The 15,176-nt window shown below is 67.3% G+C and carries 17 protein-coding genes and 1 pseudogene; 4 read left to right on the plus strand and 14 right to left on the minus strand.

Annotated features, from left to right (window positions below):
• The 10 genes and pseudogenes from AOK18_RS33545 to AOK18_RS06640 form a co-directional block, all read right to left on the minus strand.
• Positions 1-613 (minus strand): bifunctional DNA primase/polymerase (locus AOK18_RS33545; RefSeq protein WP_206281504.1); only part of this gene is annotated, 613 nt, incomplete at its 3' end.
• Positions 610-1,836 carry a DNA cytosine methyltransferase gene (locus tag AOK18_RS06600; RefSeq protein ID WP_055693688.1) on the minus strand — a complete coding sequence of 409 codons (1,227 nt, stop codon included), beginning with the start codon at positions 1,834-1,836 and terminating at the stop codon, positions 610-612. The genes AOK18_RS06600 and AOK18_RS33545, both read right to left, overlap by 4 nt.
• 87 nt (positions 1,837-1,923) lie before the next feature.
• Positions 1,924-2,235 carry a hypothetical protein gene (locus AOK18_RS06605; protein ID WP_055693689.1) on the minus strand — a complete coding sequence of 104 codons (312 nt, stop codon included), beginning with the start codon at positions 2,233-2,235 and terminating at the stop codon, positions 1,924-1,926.
• 170 nt (positions 2,236-2,405) lie between these two features.
• A pseudogene (gene traB / locus AOK18_RS06610) lies at positions 2,406-4,455 on the minus strand (plasmid transfer protein TraB).
• Between the two features lie 14 nt (positions 4,456-4,469).
• Complete coding sequence (gene traA / locus AOK18_RS06615; protein ID WP_055693690.1) at positions 4,470-5,003, minus strand: plasmid transfer protein TraA; 534 nt, start codon at positions 5,001-5,003, stop codon at positions 4,470-4,472.
• Positions 5,004-5,022: 19 nt separating this feature from the next.
• Complete coding sequence (locus AOK18_RS06620; protein WP_055693691.1) at positions 5,023-5,523, minus strand: hypothetical protein; 501 nt, start codon at positions 5,521-5,523, stop codon at positions 5,023-5,025.
• 30 nt (positions 5,524-5,553) lie between these two features.
• Positions 5,554-5,892, minus strand: a complete 339-nt coding sequence (locus AOK18_RS06625) for an RRQRL motif-containing zinc-binding protein (protein WP_055693692.1) — start codon at positions 5,890-5,892, stop codon at positions 5,554-5,556.
• Positions 5,892-6,899 carry a hypothetical protein gene (locus AOK18_RS06630; protein WP_055693699.1) on the minus strand — a complete coding sequence of 336 codons (1,008 nt, stop codon included), beginning with the start codon at positions 6,897-6,899 and terminating at the stop codon, positions 5,892-5,894. Before AOK18_RS06630 ends, AOK18_RS06625 begins: the two co-directional genes overlap by 1 nt.
• The gene (locus AOK18_RS06635; RefSeq protein ID WP_055693700.1) at positions 6,896-7,183 is read right to left on the minus strand and encodes a DUF6303 family protein; all 288 of its coding nucleotides are present in this window, start codon (positions 7,181-7,183) and stop codon (positions 6,896-6,898) included. Before AOK18_RS06635 ends, AOK18_RS06630 begins: the two co-directional genes overlap by 4 nt.
• Positions 7,183-7,446, minus strand: a complete 264-nt coding sequence (locus AOK18_RS06640; RefSeq protein WP_055693693.1) for a DUF6284 family protein — start codon at positions 7,444-7,446, stop codon at positions 7,183-7,185. Before AOK18_RS06640 ends, AOK18_RS06635 begins: the two co-directional genes overlap by 1 nt.
• 543 nt (positions 7,447-7,989) lie before the next feature.
• Here AOK18_RS06640 and AOK18_RS06645 point away from each other — a divergent pair.
• Positions 7,990-8,715: an XRE family transcriptional regulator gene (locus AOK18_RS06645; protein ID WP_240503087.1), complete on the plus strand. Its 726-nt coding sequence runs from the start codon at positions 7,990-7,992 to the stop codon at positions 8,713-8,715.
• A gap of 2 nt (positions 8,716-8,717) precedes the next feature.
• The gene (locus tag AOK18_RS06650) at positions 8,718-9,191 is read left to right on the plus strand and encodes an NUDIX domain-containing protein (RefSeq protein ID WP_055693694.1); all 474 of its coding nucleotides are present in this window, start codon (positions 8,718-8,720) and stop codon (positions 9,189-9,191) included.
• On the opposite strand, the gene AOK18_RS06655 is transcribed toward AOK18_RS06650, so the two are convergent.
• The 4 genes from AOK18_RS06655 to AOK18_RS30415 form a co-directional block, all read right to left on the minus strand.
• Complete coding sequence (locus AOK18_RS06655) at positions 9,179-9,745, minus strand: HD domain-containing protein (protein WP_055693695.1); 567 nt, start codon at positions 9,743-9,745, stop codon at positions 9,179-9,181. The genes AOK18_RS06650 and AOK18_RS06655 overlap by 13 nt on opposite strands.
• A 1-nt stretch (position 9,746) precedes the next feature.
• Positions 9,747-10,208 (minus strand): GntR family transcriptional regulator, encoded by a 462-nt coding sequence (locus AOK18_RS06660; protein ID WP_055693696.1) that lies wholly within the window; start codon positions 10,206-10,208, stop codon positions 9,747-9,749.
• A gap of 601 nt (positions 10,209-10,809) precedes the next feature.
• A complete protein-coding gene (locus tag AOK18_RS30410) occupies positions 10,810-13,023 on the minus strand; it encodes an ATP-binding protein (protein ID WP_079104870.1) in 2,214 nt (737 codons plus the stop codon).
• Complete coding sequence (locus tag AOK18_RS30415; RefSeq protein ID WP_079104871.1) at positions 13,020-13,445, minus strand: hypothetical protein; 426 nt, start codon at positions 13,443-13,445, stop codon at positions 13,020-13,022. The genes AOK18_RS30410 and AOK18_RS30415 overlap by 4 nt, the downstream gene beginning before the upstream one ends.
• Positions 13,446-13,516: 71 nt before the next feature.
• Here AOK18_RS30415 and AOK18_RS35095 point away from each other — a divergent pair, with 71 nt between their 5' ends.
• Both AOK18_RS35095 and AOK18_RS06670 read left to right on the plus strand, forming a co-directional pair.
• Entirely contained in the window at positions 13,517-13,639 is a 123-nt protein-coding gene (locus AOK18_RS35095; RefSeq protein ID WP_276205340.1) for a hypothetical protein, read from the plus strand.
• Positions 13,640-13,908: 269 nt separating this feature from the next.
• Positions 13,909-15,009: an MrcB family domain-containing protein gene (locus tag AOK18_RS06670; RefSeq protein ID WP_240503088.1), complete on the plus strand. Its 1,101-nt coding sequence runs from the start codon at positions 13,909-13,911 to the stop codon at positions 15,007-15,009.
• Positions 15,010-15,176: the final 167 nt, after the last annotated feature.

The raw sequence follows: 15,176 nt of genomic DNA on the forward strand, positions 1-15,176 counted from the left end.
GGAGACGCCGGAGCACAAGGGCAGGTCGGACGCGCCTGACGGCGCGGCAACCTTTGAAGCGCTCTGCGAGCGCGCCGGCCACGCCGTCCGGGGCGGTGAAGTACAGGTGCGTCCCGCCGCTCGCGGTCCGGGTCCGGTAGGTGTCCGGGACGGCGTGGCCGGCGCGCTCGCAGAGCGCTTCAAAGGTTGCCGCGCCGGCCACGCCGTCCCGGACACCTACCGGACCCGGACCGCGAGCGGCGGGACGCACCTGTACTTCACCGCCCCGGACGGCGTGGCCGGCGCGCTCGCAGAGCGCTTCAAAGGTTGCCGCGCCGTCAGGCGCGTCCGAACTGCCCTTGTGCTCCGGCGTGTCCAGGTCGACCACGACCATCCCCGACGGACCGGTGGCGATGCCGACGTTGAACGGCGCCCGCGACCAGGCGGCGCGGATGCGGTTCGGGTCGGTGGTGGCGCGCTCCTCCCACTTCAGATGTCCGGCCGCGCACGGCCCGGCACCGGTGCACGTCTTCTCGCCGTGCAGAGCGGGAACCTTGCTGCCGGGACGGAGCGGGAAGACGTGCCAACCTCGTCCGGCGGCGTCCAGGGCCGCGTTCAGCAGGTGCTCGCTCACGCTGCCACCCCCCACGCCTGCCGGGCCACGGAGGCGCCCAGCAGCAGGCCGTAGGCGTGGTGGGCCTGTTGGGGCACCACGCCGTTGCCCAGGATCTTGAGCTGTTCCTTGCGGGGAATGTCGGGGACGGCGGTGACCCAGCCGGCGGGCAGGCCCATGAGCCATTCCGCGAACGCCGGGGCCAGGCGCCGGTTGCCGCGGGTGCCCGGCTCGGTCGGGCAGGGTGCCGCCCGTCCGATGATGCGCTCCCAGCGACGGATGGCGGGCCCGTAGTCGGTGCCGTCGGTGGCCACCCACCGGTCGTCGAGGCGCACGGCCTGGCCTGGCAGGTAGTACCGGCCCGACGCGTCCCGCTGGTTCGGTCCGCCGTGCGGGCCGTCCGACGCCTTCGGGGTGGGCAGCAGGTTGACGACCACCTCGTCGAGCGGGCGCGCGTTCCTGCCCAGCAGGCTGCGGACGGCGTCCGTCAGGGTGCTGCCGTAGCCGTTGCCGTACGGTGTTCCGTCGGCCCGGAAGTTCGCGGTTCCCCTTGAGTCGGCCGCTGTGGGCGCGGGCAGCAGCCTTACTCCTCCGGCGGCGCCGGGAGCTTGGTGACGACGGTCCGCAGGTTCATCCCGCCCTTGCGCTTCGGGGACGTTCCGGGGCCGCCAGTGCCGTCCGCCGTGGTGGGGGTCGGCATCAGCGGGATGGGCAACTGCGAACCAGCGATCCCTCGGGTGCGGGGAACCGACTTCGGGGTCACCAGCTCGTAGACATGTCCACCGCGCGTCATACCCGAGCGCGGCCAGGTCTGCGGCGACGACGTCCAGGCCCCGCCCCCTCGAGCGGATCGCCGCCACATTTTCCAGGAAGACGAGACGCGGTCGAAGGACCCCCACAGCCTGAGCGACGTCTTTCCAGACCCGAGACCACTGGCCACCGATTCCGTCCTTTCGTCCAGCGTTGGAGATGTTGCGGCAAGGGAAACCGGCAGCGACCACGTCCGGCGCGTACCGCTCTCGGACCATGTGCCAGTCGACGGCGGTGATGTCCCCGAGGTTGGGCACCCCAGGGTGATGCGCGGCGAACACGGCCGCGGCGTAGGGGTCGTTCTCCGCGAACGCGGCGACCTGGCCGCCGATGCCCGCGCGGATCGCGGTTTCGAGTCCGCCGTAGCCGGCGCACAGGGCCACGATCGTCGGCGGTGAGCCGGGCACTCGCCCGACGGTGGTGGGTTGCGTCATGCTGGGAGACCTCCACAGGTCAGGTGATGGCAGGTGGACAAGGGCGGCCCCAGATCTTTGGCGAGAGGGGGGCCGCCCTTGCCGTAGCTAGGTGTGCTTGCCGCGGGCGAGGCGCAGGGTGATGCCGCCGATGCCGATCGGTCCGGCGGCGCCGGCGATGACGGTGGCGGTGTGGACGGCGAAGTCGAGCAGCGCGATGAACGTGGCCACGAGACCGAACACGCCGATCACTCCCGCGCCGGCGACGGCGATGGGGAACAGGTAGTGCCGCAGAGGGCGGCCGGTGGGGTCGGTGTGGTGGACGACGATGACGACGGGGGCGCCGGTGGTGTCGGCACGGCGGTAGGCATCGGCGGGAATGTGCGGGGCGATGATCCCCGGCGGGTCGCGGTGGGTCATGGCGGGCTCCCTCGGGTGTACCGCGGGCCCGCGCCGGTGTGTGGCACGGGCCGGTGCGGGTGGAGTGTCAGACGTGGGTGTCAGGGGGTGTTACGGCCGGATGCCAGGGGCGCGTGACAGCGCGTCTGCCTAGGGGTTTGCCTGTCAGGCGGCCGTGACGGTGTCAGGTGTCAGGCGGCGGCCATGGAGGGGACGATGCGCCATCGGCCGGTGGTGTTCGTCGGCTCCAGTCGGCCGTCGGCGGCGGCTTCCTTGAGACGGGCGGACACCCACGGGCGGGAGAGCCGGTTGCGGTCGCACCAGTCGGTGAAGTCCTTCGGACCCACGATCATCTGCCCGTTCTGCTCGAACTCCTCCAGCGCGGCGGCGAACAGCTCCCGCGCTTCCTCCGGGGACGGTTTGCGGCCGGTGTCCTGCCCGAAGATCGGGGCGTCGTCGCCCTCCTCGCTTCCGGGCAGATCCGCCTCGGGGTCGATGCCCGCGTCCTCGGGGTCGACCAGCATGCCGCTGGCGTGCTCCATGTCGTCCTCCTCGTGGACGGCCCGCAGCGTCGCCGGTTCGTCGGTTGCGGTGCGGCCGGTGTAGGCGGTGCCGGCGACACCCACGGCGGCGCCGGCGGTGATGGGGTCGGCGGTGGCGCCGTTGCGCTGTGCCCAGGTGGCCAGCAGCTCCATGACCGGCACGGCGCGGTGGGTGAAGCGGCGGGTGCGGCCCGGGGAGGGGTAGCGGTCCTCGGGGATGCCCGGGGAGACGACGTAGCAGTAGCCCGGTCGCCGGTTGCCCCACGCGCCGGGGTGGGCGCCTGCGGCCAGCACCTCGTCCGGCAGGCAGAACCCCTCATCCCGCGGGTCACAGCCCAGCGCGATCACCGACGGGAGGGAGGCGCGCGTGCTGGTGGACATCTGGTCGTACGAGGGCCGCTGAAGCGACACGATCAGCGAGATACCCGCAGACCGAGCTTCCTGGGCGATGCCAGTGAATGCGTCGTCGCCCAGCGCCCGGAGGGTGTTGGCGGCTTCCTCGAACCAGGTGACCAGGAACGGCATCCCCGGGCAGCCGCACGCCCGCCCGTCGGCCCGGCAGGAGTGCTCCGGGTCGTTCTGCGGCTGGGCGGCGGCGGGCACCCACTGCCGGTAGCCGTGCGCACCCAACCACCGCGTACGGGCGGGGATGGCCTCCTGCACGGCGGCCACCATGACCTCGGTGTCTGCGCCGCCCTCCGCAGCCCAGTCCAGGCCCGACCTGAGCGGGGCGAAGTCCTGAAATGCCTTGGGGTCGGAGAACCACACGACCACGTCCCGCCGGGACAGGATCTCGGTGAGCAGGTTCAGGGCCGTGTCGCCCTTGCCCGAACCGGTACCGCCGGCGACGAGTACGTGAGTGGAGTTGCGGCCCGCATCCGGGTCACCGGGCAGCCACACGACCAGCGGGGCGCCGTCGTCGTAGCGGCCGATGACCAGCGGTTCCGCGATCGACCCGCCCAGGTTCGAGGGGCCGGCCCTCCCACTCGACCGTTTCGGCGAGCATGTCCTCGGGGACGATGACCAGGTCTCCGCGCCGGTTGGAGTCGGGGTTGGGGGTGTAGCGGACGGCGGAGGTCGGCAGGTCCAGGGCGGAGGCGATGTTGCCGAGCGCCTTGGCCATGTCGTCGTTGGTCTGCTCGCCCGCGGCGAGCGCGACCGGTGCGGTGACCCGGTTAGGCTCCACCTTCGCAGCGCCGATCTGCGCCCGCGCCAGCCCGACCTTCTCCAGCAGGCCCTTGTCGGAGCTTTCGGCGGGGGCGTCGTTGTGGCGCAGGACCATGCGCACGTTCCACGACAGGGCCAGCGCCGGCCCGCCCATCAGATACAGGTCGTCGAGCGGTCCGGCGGTGGGGCCGGCCAGGCATGCGGCGCTCACCCATGCCGACCCGGCGGCCACGGTGATGGCCGAGTGCAGGCGCCGCTGGGAGCTGGTCGACTTCCCGGCCCACCAGGTGACGCCGGTCAGCGCGACCGACGCGAGGGTGAGGCCGACGCCGGCTGCGGAGCTGTCGGACCAGCGCCAGTGTCCCAGCGCCCCCGCGAGACCGGCGCCGCCGACGGCGAGCCACGGGGGAAGGTGCGGCTTGGCCCGGTTCAGCAGGTAGCCGCGGACGGAGCCGCCTGTTGCGGTGTTTGTGTCGGTGGCGAGGGCGAGCGGGTATGCCCGGCCGTCCTGGTCGGTCCACTTGCGTGCCATGGTCGTACCCCCTTCTACTGCTGGGCCCAGTTCATGACCGGCTGCTGCGGCTTGCGGGCACGGTGGCGCACCCGGTTGATCTCCTCCTCGTACTCCTGCTGGAACACCGCGTAGCAGGCGGCGGCGTTCTTTGCCGCGTCCCGCAGCGCGTCCGCGGACCGCTGCATCTTGCGCGCCACCTTCGCCGCCCGCACCCGCGAGCCGAACGCCCGCCCATCCGGGTCCGGCACGGCCGCGAGGACGCCCTTGAGGATTTCGGCGCCCATCGCCACCTCGATGGACAGGGTCACGGCGGCGGCCCGCAGGGTGTTGCAGTAGTTGCGCACCTGCGCCGGCGAGGTGAACTCCGGGGCCGGCAGAAGCGACTCGGCGTGCGAGCGGCCACTGCCCGAGCGAGCGGAGCCCTTGTTGTTGTTCACGGTGACGTTGACCGGCGGAACGAACGAGCCGCCCAGAGCGCCGACGAAACTGCCCGCGGTGGCACCGGCGTTGGCGAACTTGTTGCCCTTGTTGCTGGCACCGTTGGTGCCGCGTGTCGGGGTTGCCATCAGTGATGTCTCCCTCGGGTCAGCGGGTGCGGCGGATGATGAGCCAGGCGGACTGAGCGGTGATCAGGGTGAGCAGCCACCACAGCTCCAGCGCTCCGGCGAGCGGCCCGAACCCGGCCGCGACGGCGAACCAGGCCAGCGCGGACGACGTGAGCGCGGCCAGGCCGATGCGCCAGACCAGGACGGAGCCGGTGGCGGGGCGGCGGCGCTGCATGACCAGCAACCAGACCAGCGGGCCGGCCGCGGTCGGGGCGAGCAGCAGACCGGACCACCACGCGATGACGTGCAGCAGAGCGGCCACGGCCAGCGCCAGGACGGCGAGCCCGGTCGGGGCGAGCGTGCGGCGCGAGCGCCACAGCCACCCACCGACCACGGCGAGCGCCTCACAGGTCAGCGACGGGCGTTCGGGGACCACGACGACGAACGGGTCGGCGCCGCGGCTGCCACGCTGGCGGGGGATACGGACGGTGTGGACGCTCGCGGTCGTCTTGGCGCCGCGGGCACGGATACGACTGGACACAGGACACTCCTGGTGAGAGTCGGAGAGGGTTCAGGCGGCGCGCTGTTCGTCGGGGAAGGCGCAGGCACCACACATGCCGAGCGAGGGCGAGATGACGTATCCGGCATCGAGCCGGCATGCGGGGCAGGTGCGGCGGGCGGCGTTGGCCTTGGCCAGCGCCGCCCACTTCGCCGGCGTCATCGGCCGCACCGGCTTGGCCTGCTCAATCGAGTACAGGTAGGCGATCAGCGGGCCCCGCCGGCGGCGGGGCCGCTCGATCTGCGCGGTCACGTCCTGCCCGCCGGGCCGCAGCCCGAGGGCGCGCAGTTGCCGGCGAGTGGCCAAGCCGTCCGGGGCGAGCCGCCACCGGTAGACCGGGAGGGCGCCCATCACCGGCTCGCGATGGCCAGCTCAGCACCACCGGCGCCCAGGTCGCGGTGTTCGGCGTAGCGGGCGGACACCCACCCCACCGACCAGCCACACAGCTCGGCGGCGGCCCGCACCGGCAACCCGGCATCGAACGCGGCCCGCACGGTCGCCCGCGCCCGGTCCTCGGGGAACTTCTCGGCGGCCGGGCCGGCGGCCAGCAGCGCGGCGCGTTCACGCTCGGCCCGCGCCTCGCGCTCGGCCCGTTCACGGCGCTCCCGCTCCACGCGCTCCCGCCGCTCCCGCTCGCGCCGCTCGGCCTCCTCCCGCTCGGCGCGTTCACGCTCCAGGCGGAGCCGTTCACGCTCGCGCTCACGGCGTTCACGCTCCGCCTGCTCGGCGCGCTCGCGAGCGGCTTGCTGCTCGCGTTCCTCGCGGCGGGCGCGTTCCTCCCGCTCGGTCTGCTCACGGGCCAGGTGCGCTTCGTGTTCACGCTGTTCACGCGCCAGCATCGCGGCGTGCTCGCGCTCCTCGCGCGCCAACCGCTCGGCCCGTTCGCGCTCCTCCCGGGCGGCCTGGCGCCGTGCCTCCCGCTCCGCCTGCTGCCGTTCCTCCAGAGCGGTGACGGCGGTGGTGATAGCCCTCCGGTAGGCAAGCCCGGTCTCGGCCGTGACGATGAGCAGCAGCGGCGCGACCGCGTGCACGGCCACGCCCACCAGGTCACCTTTCAGGGCGGAGTCGGCGACGTTCAGGGCCAGGGTCATGCCGCCGGTCATCCAGCGCAGCACCACCGGCCAGCGGCCCCCGTGCCCGCCTAAGCGGGCCAGCACCGCATCCAGGCGGACCACGATGACCACGGCCGCGTCGACCACGAGGGGGAGGATCGGCGCCGTCCAGTCCCACTCATCCGGCGTGTGCTTGGCCGCGAGCGGGGTCACGGTGAGGATCGAGTACAGCATCGCGCCCGCCACGATCAGCCACGTGCCGACCGACAGCGCCCGCTCCGCTGAACGGATCTGAACACCGTTCACGCGGTCACCCCCGTCCATGAACGCACCTGGAGCGCGGCGATCAGCACTACCGGCGACGACGGGTCGTCGGGGTCGCGGCGGTCCTCCGTCCACTGCCACTCAGCGCCCGGTACCGACTCAAAGCCGAGGACGCTGAGCGCGTTCACGCGCTCGGTGAACGTCGGCACCGGCAGCGCCCGGTCAAAGCCGTACTCGGGCCACCGCTCGGCGGTGTTCAGCAGCACCACGTACAGGCGCCACCGGCCGCGGTCCATGGACATCTGCGCGGTGAACTCCCGCGCCATCACGCCACCACCGGCGCGCCCGCGCCGCTCTGGTTGAGCAGCGCGACCCGGGCGGCCAGCGCACGGCGGCGGGCCCGGCGGATACGGCGGTTGTCCAGCTCGGTCGGCGTGCGGTCCAGCGTGACGATCTGCGCGTCCAACAGGTCGACGTCCGCCAGGATGACGGGCATCTCCCGCTCGATCGCATCCAGCTCCGCGTTCGTCGGCTCCATGAAGTCAGCGAACGCGGTAACAGCGTCCTGAACAGTAACGATGTGGCTCATTGGGTCGTGTTCCTCTCAGCAGCGGAACGGCCCGAAACAGCGCCCTCGGTGTTCCAGCACCGGAGGCGCGCGCCGTTGAAGTCGGTAGATCCGGCTCCCCTCAGCGCTGCTCGTGCGAGACGAGCAGCGGAGGCAACCGGCCGCAGCACTGAGCTGCGAAGGCTGGGTTGCGCTGTACCTCACGCGGACGTGAGCCCGCGTGGCCGCCTACTTGGCTGAGGAGAGGCGGCGTGATCCCCATTCAGTTGTCAAGGAACGGACGCTCACTTCGTACTCACCTCAGCGGGCTTTCCTCCGGGCGTGCGTTGTAGTACCTGTTTTACAGGTACTACATAGAGGTTCGTCAAGTACGGCGACGCGATCTCTTGATCTCGCGCCGGGACGTCTTGGCGTACTCTCAGAGTCCCCGCAGGTCAGGGGAGTTGGTCACCCCGCTCATGGACAGCTCTGGGACTTCTGGCTACGGTCAAGAAGTCCCTAGACGTCCCACCGGGGGTGAAGATGCCCAACGAGCGCTTACGAACCGCTCTCCTCGCCCGTGGCATGACCGTGCAGAGCCTCGCTGAGGTGATCGAGGTGAGTCCCAAGACGGTCGAACGCTGGATCACTCAGGCCAAGGTGCCGTACCTGCGTCATCAGTACGCGACGGCGGCAGCCCTCAAGGTCGACGTGACCGCGCTGTGGGACAACGGCCGGACCATCGACAGCGCGACCGACCTGACCAAAGCGGAGATAGCGACTGTTTACCCGCATCGCCACACGGCGCCGGCTGGCCTTTGGCGAGAGCTCTACGGACGTGCTGAGCGCAACCTAGACGTCCTCGTGTACTCGGGACTTTTCCTGTCCGAAGACCCGCTCTTCCACGACCTCGTGAAGGCGAAGATCGAAGCCGGGGCGCGGGTGCGCATCCTGCTCGGGGACCCGGGATGCGCGGCCGTCCGGCAGCGCGGCGTTGACGAGGGGCACCAGATCATGGACGGCAAGATTCGCAACGCGCTCATGCTGTATCGGCCCCTCATGCGGAGTCACCCGGACATCGGCTTCCGGCTGCACGACTCGACGCTGTACAACTCGATCTACCGGGCCGATGACGAGATGCTTGTCAACCCGCACGTCTACGGCCTCGGCGCCTTTATGGCGCCCGTACTGCACCTGCGACGACTCCCCGGCGGGAGTCTCTTCGACACGTATGCGAAGAGCATCGATCACACCTGGGACAACGCACGTCCAATCACTGATCAGGACGTCACTAGCATCACGGGAGCTTGAGCATGGGACGTATCGACTACCTGCACGACCCGGACGCCCCACCGGCGAACTCGGTCGTGCCGTCCGTCGTTGCTTTCGTCCAGAACGACGCGGGGCAGGTGCTGATGATCCAGCGTTCTGACAACGGCAGGTGGGCACTGCCCGGGGGTGGTCACGACGTGGGGGAGTCCATCAGTGACACGGTGGTGCGTGAGGTCTGGGAAGAGACTGGCATCAAGGCGGAAGTGGTCGACGTGTCCGGCCTCTACACAGACCCTGGGCACGTCATGCAGTACGACGATGGTGAAGTCCGTCAGCAGTTCAGCATTTGCTTCCGGGCCCGGCCGGTTGGCGGCGACCTTCGTACGAGCAACGAGACGACTCAGGTCCGCTGGGTTGACCCGGCGGACCTGGTGACGTTGGACGTACACCCCACGATGCGGCTCCGGATTGAGCACGCCATGGACCGAACGCGACCGGCGCCTTACATCGGCTGACGCTTGGCGGTGGCGACCCGTTCAAGGACGCGGCATGTGCACGCGAGGATCTCGGGTTCGGCGCGGCGGATGAATCGGCCGATCAGGCTGTCAGGCCCGTAGCGCCCGGTGATTTCGTTGATCCGGTCCACGGGGTTGGTTGGCGTGCCGTCCGGTGTGGTGGTCATGTCGCAGTAGCAGAGCGCATCATTCAGGTGCTCGCTCTCACGGGGAAACTCGCCGTCCAGCTCAGCACGCAGGCCGCGCGCATCAGCCTCAAGCCATGAGCACGAGTGATGAGCAACGAGGTTGATGACCTGCTCGTCAGCATCGGCTACGTCTCGGAGATACCGTGCGCCGTCCAGCGGATGAAAGCCCGTCTTGGCGAGATCCGGCGCGTAGCCGATGTCATGCAGAACCGCCGCAGCCTCTAGCAGGTCCGCATCCTGATCGAGGATGAGGGCGATGGTGCGCGCCCGATCAGCGACCCCGAGGCAGTGTTTCCAGCGTCGTGGCAGCGGCTCAGCGAGCAGCGACTCAGCCAGGGGATAGGCCCACTCTGTCAACGTCGACAAGCTACGAACGCCCCTCTCGCGCCGGCACGGCGCGGACCGTCCGCACCTTGCCCTGCCCCCCACCCGCCAGCACACCGGCGGCTTCCAGCTTCTCCAGCGCCTTGGTCACGGTCGGACGTGACACCCCGAACCGTTCGGCCAGCACGGAAGCGCTCGGGAAGGCTTCCCCTGCTTTGAGTCCCTCAGTCACGATGATCTCAGCGACGCGTTGATCGAGCGGGCGCCGGTCGACTGGCGCCCCGGCGCGTACGACGCGCCACCGCTCGCCCGGTACCGGCTCGGCCACGCCCTCCTGAAGTAGCACGCCGAACGCTCGGAGGGCGACCCCGCGCGAGACTTTGTGGTCGCGCATGACCTCAGCCAGAGACGGCAGCTCCGCCATGTCCGGGTCGTCCTCGATCTGCCTCTTCAGGGAGTCGGCAATCTTCAGGAAGGTTCCCCGCGGGTTGGCCTGCTGCGACACTCGCTCTCCCTCTCCGCTCGCCTGTCGTCATCCTCAAGACTCCCACGCCTCGCTGCTGGGACGGCAGGCCGAGTCGGTCAAGAAGAATCGGGACGAACCGTAAAATCGTACGGACTTCGGAGAACAGCTCTGTTACCGCGCCTTTCTAGGCTCCCCGTCACCGCAACCGTAACTCCGCTGTCGTGGACGCGCGTGGCCAGAGAGTAATCGTCTTTGGCAAACTCTAGCCAGATGCGATGCAGGCGGTTATTGACTCGGTCTTTGAGGGTGCCCGCAATGTTAACTTCTCCTGGGCCGAAAGCCCTTCTCGGTGAGCCTAACCACGGCTCCCGTGACGTCATCTTCTGGCGCGGCCGCCCCCATTTCCTTCGCGGCGTCGTGCAGAACACCTACCTGATCTCAACTCAAGATGATGGGAGCTGCCGGTGTCACTGGACGCGAAAGCACCCACGTGACACTTCCTTGGTGGTGAACCTTGCTAGTGCCTCGCAGACCGCCTGTGGCCCACCTGGGGCATCGCGCACGTTATGCGGAGCGATAGGTGCACGGATACGCGGGATGGATTACACGGGGCCTTGGAAGCCGTCATGGAATTCGTGAGCTAGGGAAGTTTCCTCAACGCTTCGGAGATCACCCGCTTCTTCAGTGGCTCATGGAACTCATCGAGAAAGCGAAGACTGTCTTCCAATATTGGCTTTGCTTTGTCGCCCTCGCCGATATCGGCCAGATGCATTCCAAGTGCTCCGAGCGCAATACCTTGACCATGCGGATCACGTGTCTGGCGGAATATCTGGAGAGCCTTTTCGAGGCACTCCCTAGCTTCAGCAAGCGCACCCATACCGCGCAGCGCGTTTCCGTGATTCAAGACAGCCATGCCTTCGCCGTTTAGATCGCGCACCTCGCGGTACGAAGCGATCGCCCTCTTGAAATAATCCTGGCTCTCCGCGCTCCTGCCGGCTTGACTCATAGTCGTTGCCAAGTGAGTCAGGGTGGAGGCCTCCGCATGCTTTGCACCATTTCTTATATGAATCCCCAAGGCCTGTTGAAGAACCACTTCCGCCTCTGTCAATCTCCAAGCCTCGCGCAGGGAAATTCCGAGGTTCGTCAGAACGAATCCTGCTTTGGGGTTGGTAGGCCCGATGATTTCCATCGCAGCCCTTAAGGGGTGCATGCCAGCTTCCACACCGAGATGCATCCTCAGAGCGCCGCTCAGACTGACGAGTGCGTTTGCCTCCTCAACGCGCTCGCCTAGGGCATGGAACCCCGCGACGGCTTTGTTGAGCCAACGAATAGCCTCACGAAAATTCCTCATCGAGGTGTATGCGATTCCGAGGTTATTCTGGCATGAGGCCACAGCGAGGGGGTCATCGTCCTTGCGGGCCGCTGCAATGGCGATGTTCAGAACAGAAACGGCCGTTTCGTGATCTGAGACGTTCCCGAGGTAACGAGACGAAGACATCGCCAACTGCTTTGCGAGTTCGTACTCTCCTAGCGCGTCAGCGGCCTGAACGCCTGCAACCAGGTTTGGCATCTCAAGCGCCAACCAGTCCATAGCTTCAGTGCGCCCTGAGAAATTGTTCTCTGAGGCTTCGCTAGGGTGATGGTTCTCCCATTCAAGCGCATTCATCGCTACACGGGCGTAGTGCGACAGCAGGCGCTCCTCGGCAGCTCGCCTTTCGCTCGGTTCGTCCGTGGACTCGCTCTCTTGTGCTGCGTATAGGCGCACCAGGTCATGCATCTTCCATCGTCCTGACGCCCGCCCAATTTCAAGCAGATGATAGTTGTGCAGCTGCCTGAGGATTCGCTTTACACCCAAGGAATTTTCACCCACAAGTGCACTCGCGGCAGGAAGGGCAATCTCAGTCCCTGGATTCAACGCTAGGTGCCGGAAGACCAAAGATTGTCGGGCGTCAAGCCGAGCGTAAGACCTTTGGAAAGCCGCCCGGACTGTGAAATTCTCGTGTTCAAGACCGTCCAGGCGCTGACCCTCCTCTGCCAACTCATCAACCAGTTCCTGAACGGTGAGGCTTGGGTCCGAAGCAAGGATGGCGGCAACTAGGGTCAGTGCAAGCGGAAGTTGAGCACACTGAGCAGCCAACGTCGACAGGGCATCGGGAGAGGCATCGCGTCCCGACTTCACCCGCAGCAGGGAAACTGAGTCGGAGCCAGACAGAACCTGCAGCCTGAGAGCCGTCGCCTTTGGCAACATCGGGGCGATTGCATTCCGAGAGGTGACTAGTACGCGGTGGCTCTCGGAGCGTGAAATCAGTGGTAGCACCTGAGCTGGGTCGCGGACATTGTCGAATAGCATCAGGACTGACTGGCCTGCTTCGGCTCTCCTCTCCAATTCCGCATAGAATTGGGGGGCGTGGTTTTCAGGTGTGGGGTCGATAGAGTCAACACCCAATGCTCGAAGAGCTGGCGCATAGACCTGTTGTGGGTGCACGCTCATGTGCGAATCTTGATCGTAGCCGCGAAGATCCACAAAGAATGCTCCGCCGGGGAATTTTCCTTCCCGAATGGCGATGCTAGCCGCATAGCGAGACAGGGCAGTCTTACCGATACCAGCCAACCCGGAAATCACCGTAATAGGTGACCCTGTGCCACCCGAGGTGGATAAAGTCTCCAGTACCTCACGAGTTTTCTCTTCTCGGCCAACGAACTCGCTGTCACTGAGATCGTTGACAGGACCCACCAGGGGAAGCGCAGCAGGGTGTGGCGATTCAGTAATGTTAATATCTCGACCCGCTTGATACACCTTGGCGGAACCGGAAGCTTGAGCACGAAAAGATTGGTCGCCCACCTGTTCACTCACGATTCCGTGATGTTCTGGTCCCGCCCCGCCTGATAAACGCGACCGTGACCCGTCGCGTTGGCTCGCATATGCAGACGCTGAATAGTATTTTGATCAGATGTATCAACGCTTGATTTGAGTTCATCAAGCAAAGCTTGAAGTTCGTCAGCGACAGCGGGATGTGCGGCCAACAACCTCCTAATCCTGCCTTGCCACTCTGCCTGCAATTCCGACTCGGTGGCTTCGTCCCCGTCTTCCCGGGCAGCGAGCGCCAGGCTGCGGGTCTCCTCCAGCTGGAGAGTGACCGTCTCAGCTCGTTCGGGCTGGGCACGGCGCCACAGCGCAATTACACCATCGCGCGTCCGTTGCCAGACGTCGGTAACCATCAGTCCCACGATGGTGGTGCCTGCCGTGCCCGCCAGTGCGACAATCTGCGGATCCATGAGCCCCCCTTGCTAGCCTGCCCCTACGGTCTGATCAACGATAGGACGTGCCCCCCAACGAAGGAAGTTCCATGGCCGACACCCTGGACGGTGCGGTCGTCCGGGGGGGGGGAGAGAGAGAGACCGGCGCCGTGGTGCACCCCGCCCCGGCCAAGCTCGCCAAGGCCGAGGAGGCGACCCAGGTGCCCGCCTAGCACCCCGCCGTCACGCGCCGGGCCCAACGCCCGGGGCGGGCGGCAGGGCAGCGTGTTGCCCGGCACGCCCCCACCAGCGATCATCCGTCTCGCATTGTGCCTCTACTGGGCGCCCGACAAGAGGGAGCAAGCTGTCGAGGTCACAGACTCAATCGCCTCGGCAGCATGAAGGCCTAGCAGATCTACGGGCTAGGACGTCAAGCCTCGCGAAGAGCGCCGGGTTTCCGCCTGTGCCACTCAATGTCAGTTCCCCTGGCTACTGTTCGGGCGTGGATGAACTCTTGAGTGAGGTGCTCGGCCTTCAGAAGGTGTGGCAGGCGAAAAACACCGAAGAGATGCAGCGCCGTGGCTTCATCGTTCGTACCGAGATCCGCGACTGGCTGCGCGAGCATGCCGAGGCTCTCGCCGTAGCCATGGAGATACCCCTCGACGACGTAGGGGTGGAAGGCAAGGACGGGGCTGGTCAGAAGGCTGAAGTCGTATGGACCCGCATCCACTCGAAGAGCAGGACCCCGAGCGCAACCGACGGCTGGTACATCGTCTATCTGTTCAGCGGCGACGGTGAACGCGTCTACCTGTCGCTCAACCAGGGCACGACCGAGTGGATCGCCGGCGAGCTCAAACCCCGCGAGCCTGCCGCCCTGAAGAAGCGAATCGACTGGGCCCGTCCGCTCATCGAGCAAGTGGTCGCCGAGCGAGCCGACTTGCTGACGAAGATCCGTCTCAACGCACGCACGAAGCTCGGCAAGGGCTACGAGCCGGGCAACGTCGTAGCCATCGAGTACCAGCGCGATGCCATCCCCAACTCGAACGTCCTAAGCGAAGATCTGCTCTTCATGGCGCGGCTTTTGGCCCCCCTCTACAAGGCCGCGGACGATGCGACCTACGTCCCCGGCGACCTGCCGGTGGAGGTCCGAGAAGCAACCCAGAGCGCGGCGACCACCGCGAACCGCAGGATCGCCCGTAAGGGTGGTCAAGGGTTTCTCCTGACCGTCGCCGAGCGCAGGGCCATCGAGAAGCGCAGTGTCCTGCTCGCCACGGAGCACTTCGAGGCCCAGGGATGGACTGTGAAGGACGTCGGCGCCAGCAAGCCGTACGACCTGCACCTGACGCGAGGGGACGAGAAGCTTCACGTAGAGGTGAAGGGGACCACGTCCGACGGTAGCCAGATCATCCTGACGCGGGCTGAGGTCGAATGGCAGCGCAAGTTCGCGCCGGACAACGCCCTTGTGATCGTCCACTCCATCGAACTCGATCGCACCGCCGAACCTGTGACCGCGAGCGGTGGAGTCCTCCACTGCACATCGCCGTGGACCATCGAGGAGGAGACCTTGACCGTCATCTCCTACATCCACCGAACCGGACTGTGAGGCGACTGGGGAGCACGCGACGCCCCCCAGATGTCCCCCGGTAGAGGGCGGCCCACGGAACTTCGCAGGTCGTAGGCGGTTAACGGAGCCCGCTGTAAATCTGCCGGCTCAGCCTTCCCAGGTTCGAATCCTGGCGCCGCCACAAGGGAGGACCCCCCTCCGGACTA

It is taken from the genome of Streptomyces prasinopilosus (genome assembly GCF_001419695.1).
GTDB lineage: Bacteria > Actinomycetota > Actinomycetes > Streptomycetales > Streptomycetaceae > Streptomyces > Streptomyces prasinopilosus.

Coding starts and splice junctions, on each gene's coding strand:
- AOK18_RS06600 (WP_055693688.1), bottom strand. CDS start 1,836: ATGACGCAACCCACCACCGTCGGGCGAGTGCCCGGCTCACCGCCGACG.
- AOK18_RS06605 (WP_055693689.1), bottom strand. CDS start 2,235: ATGACCCACCGCGACCCGCCGGGGATCATCGCCCCGCACATTCCCGCC.
- traA (WP_055693690.1), bottom strand. CDS start 5,003: ATGGCAACCCCGACACGCGGCACCAACGGTGCCAGCAACAAGGGCAAC.
- AOK18_RS06625 (WP_055693692.1), bottom strand. CDS start 5,892: ATGGGCGCCCTCCCGGTCTACCGGTGGCGGCTCGCCCCGGACGGCTTG.
- AOK18_RS06635 (WP_055693700.1), bottom strand. CDS start 7,183: ATGGCGCGGGAGTTCACCGCGCAGATGTCCATGGACCGCGGCCGGTGG.
- AOK18_RS06640 (WP_055693693.1), bottom strand. CDS start 7,446: ATGAGCCACATCGTTACTGTTCAGGACGCTGTTACCGCGTTCGCTGAC.
- AOK18_RS06645 (WP_240503087.1), top strand. CDS start 7,990: ATGACCGTGCAGAGCCTCGCTGAGGTGATCGAGGTGAGTCCCAAGACG.
- AOK18_RS06650 (WP_055693694.1), top strand. CDS start 8,718: ATGGGACGTATCGACTACCTGCACGACCCGGACGCCCCACCGGCGAAC.
- AOK18_RS30415 (WP_079104871.1), bottom strand. CDS start 13,445: ATGGATCCGCAGATTGTCGCACTGGCGGGCACGGCAGGCACCACCATC.
- AOK18_RS35095 (WP_276205340.1), top strand. CDS start 13,517: ATGGCCGACACCCTGGACGGTGCGGTCGTCCGGGGGGGGGGAGAGAGA.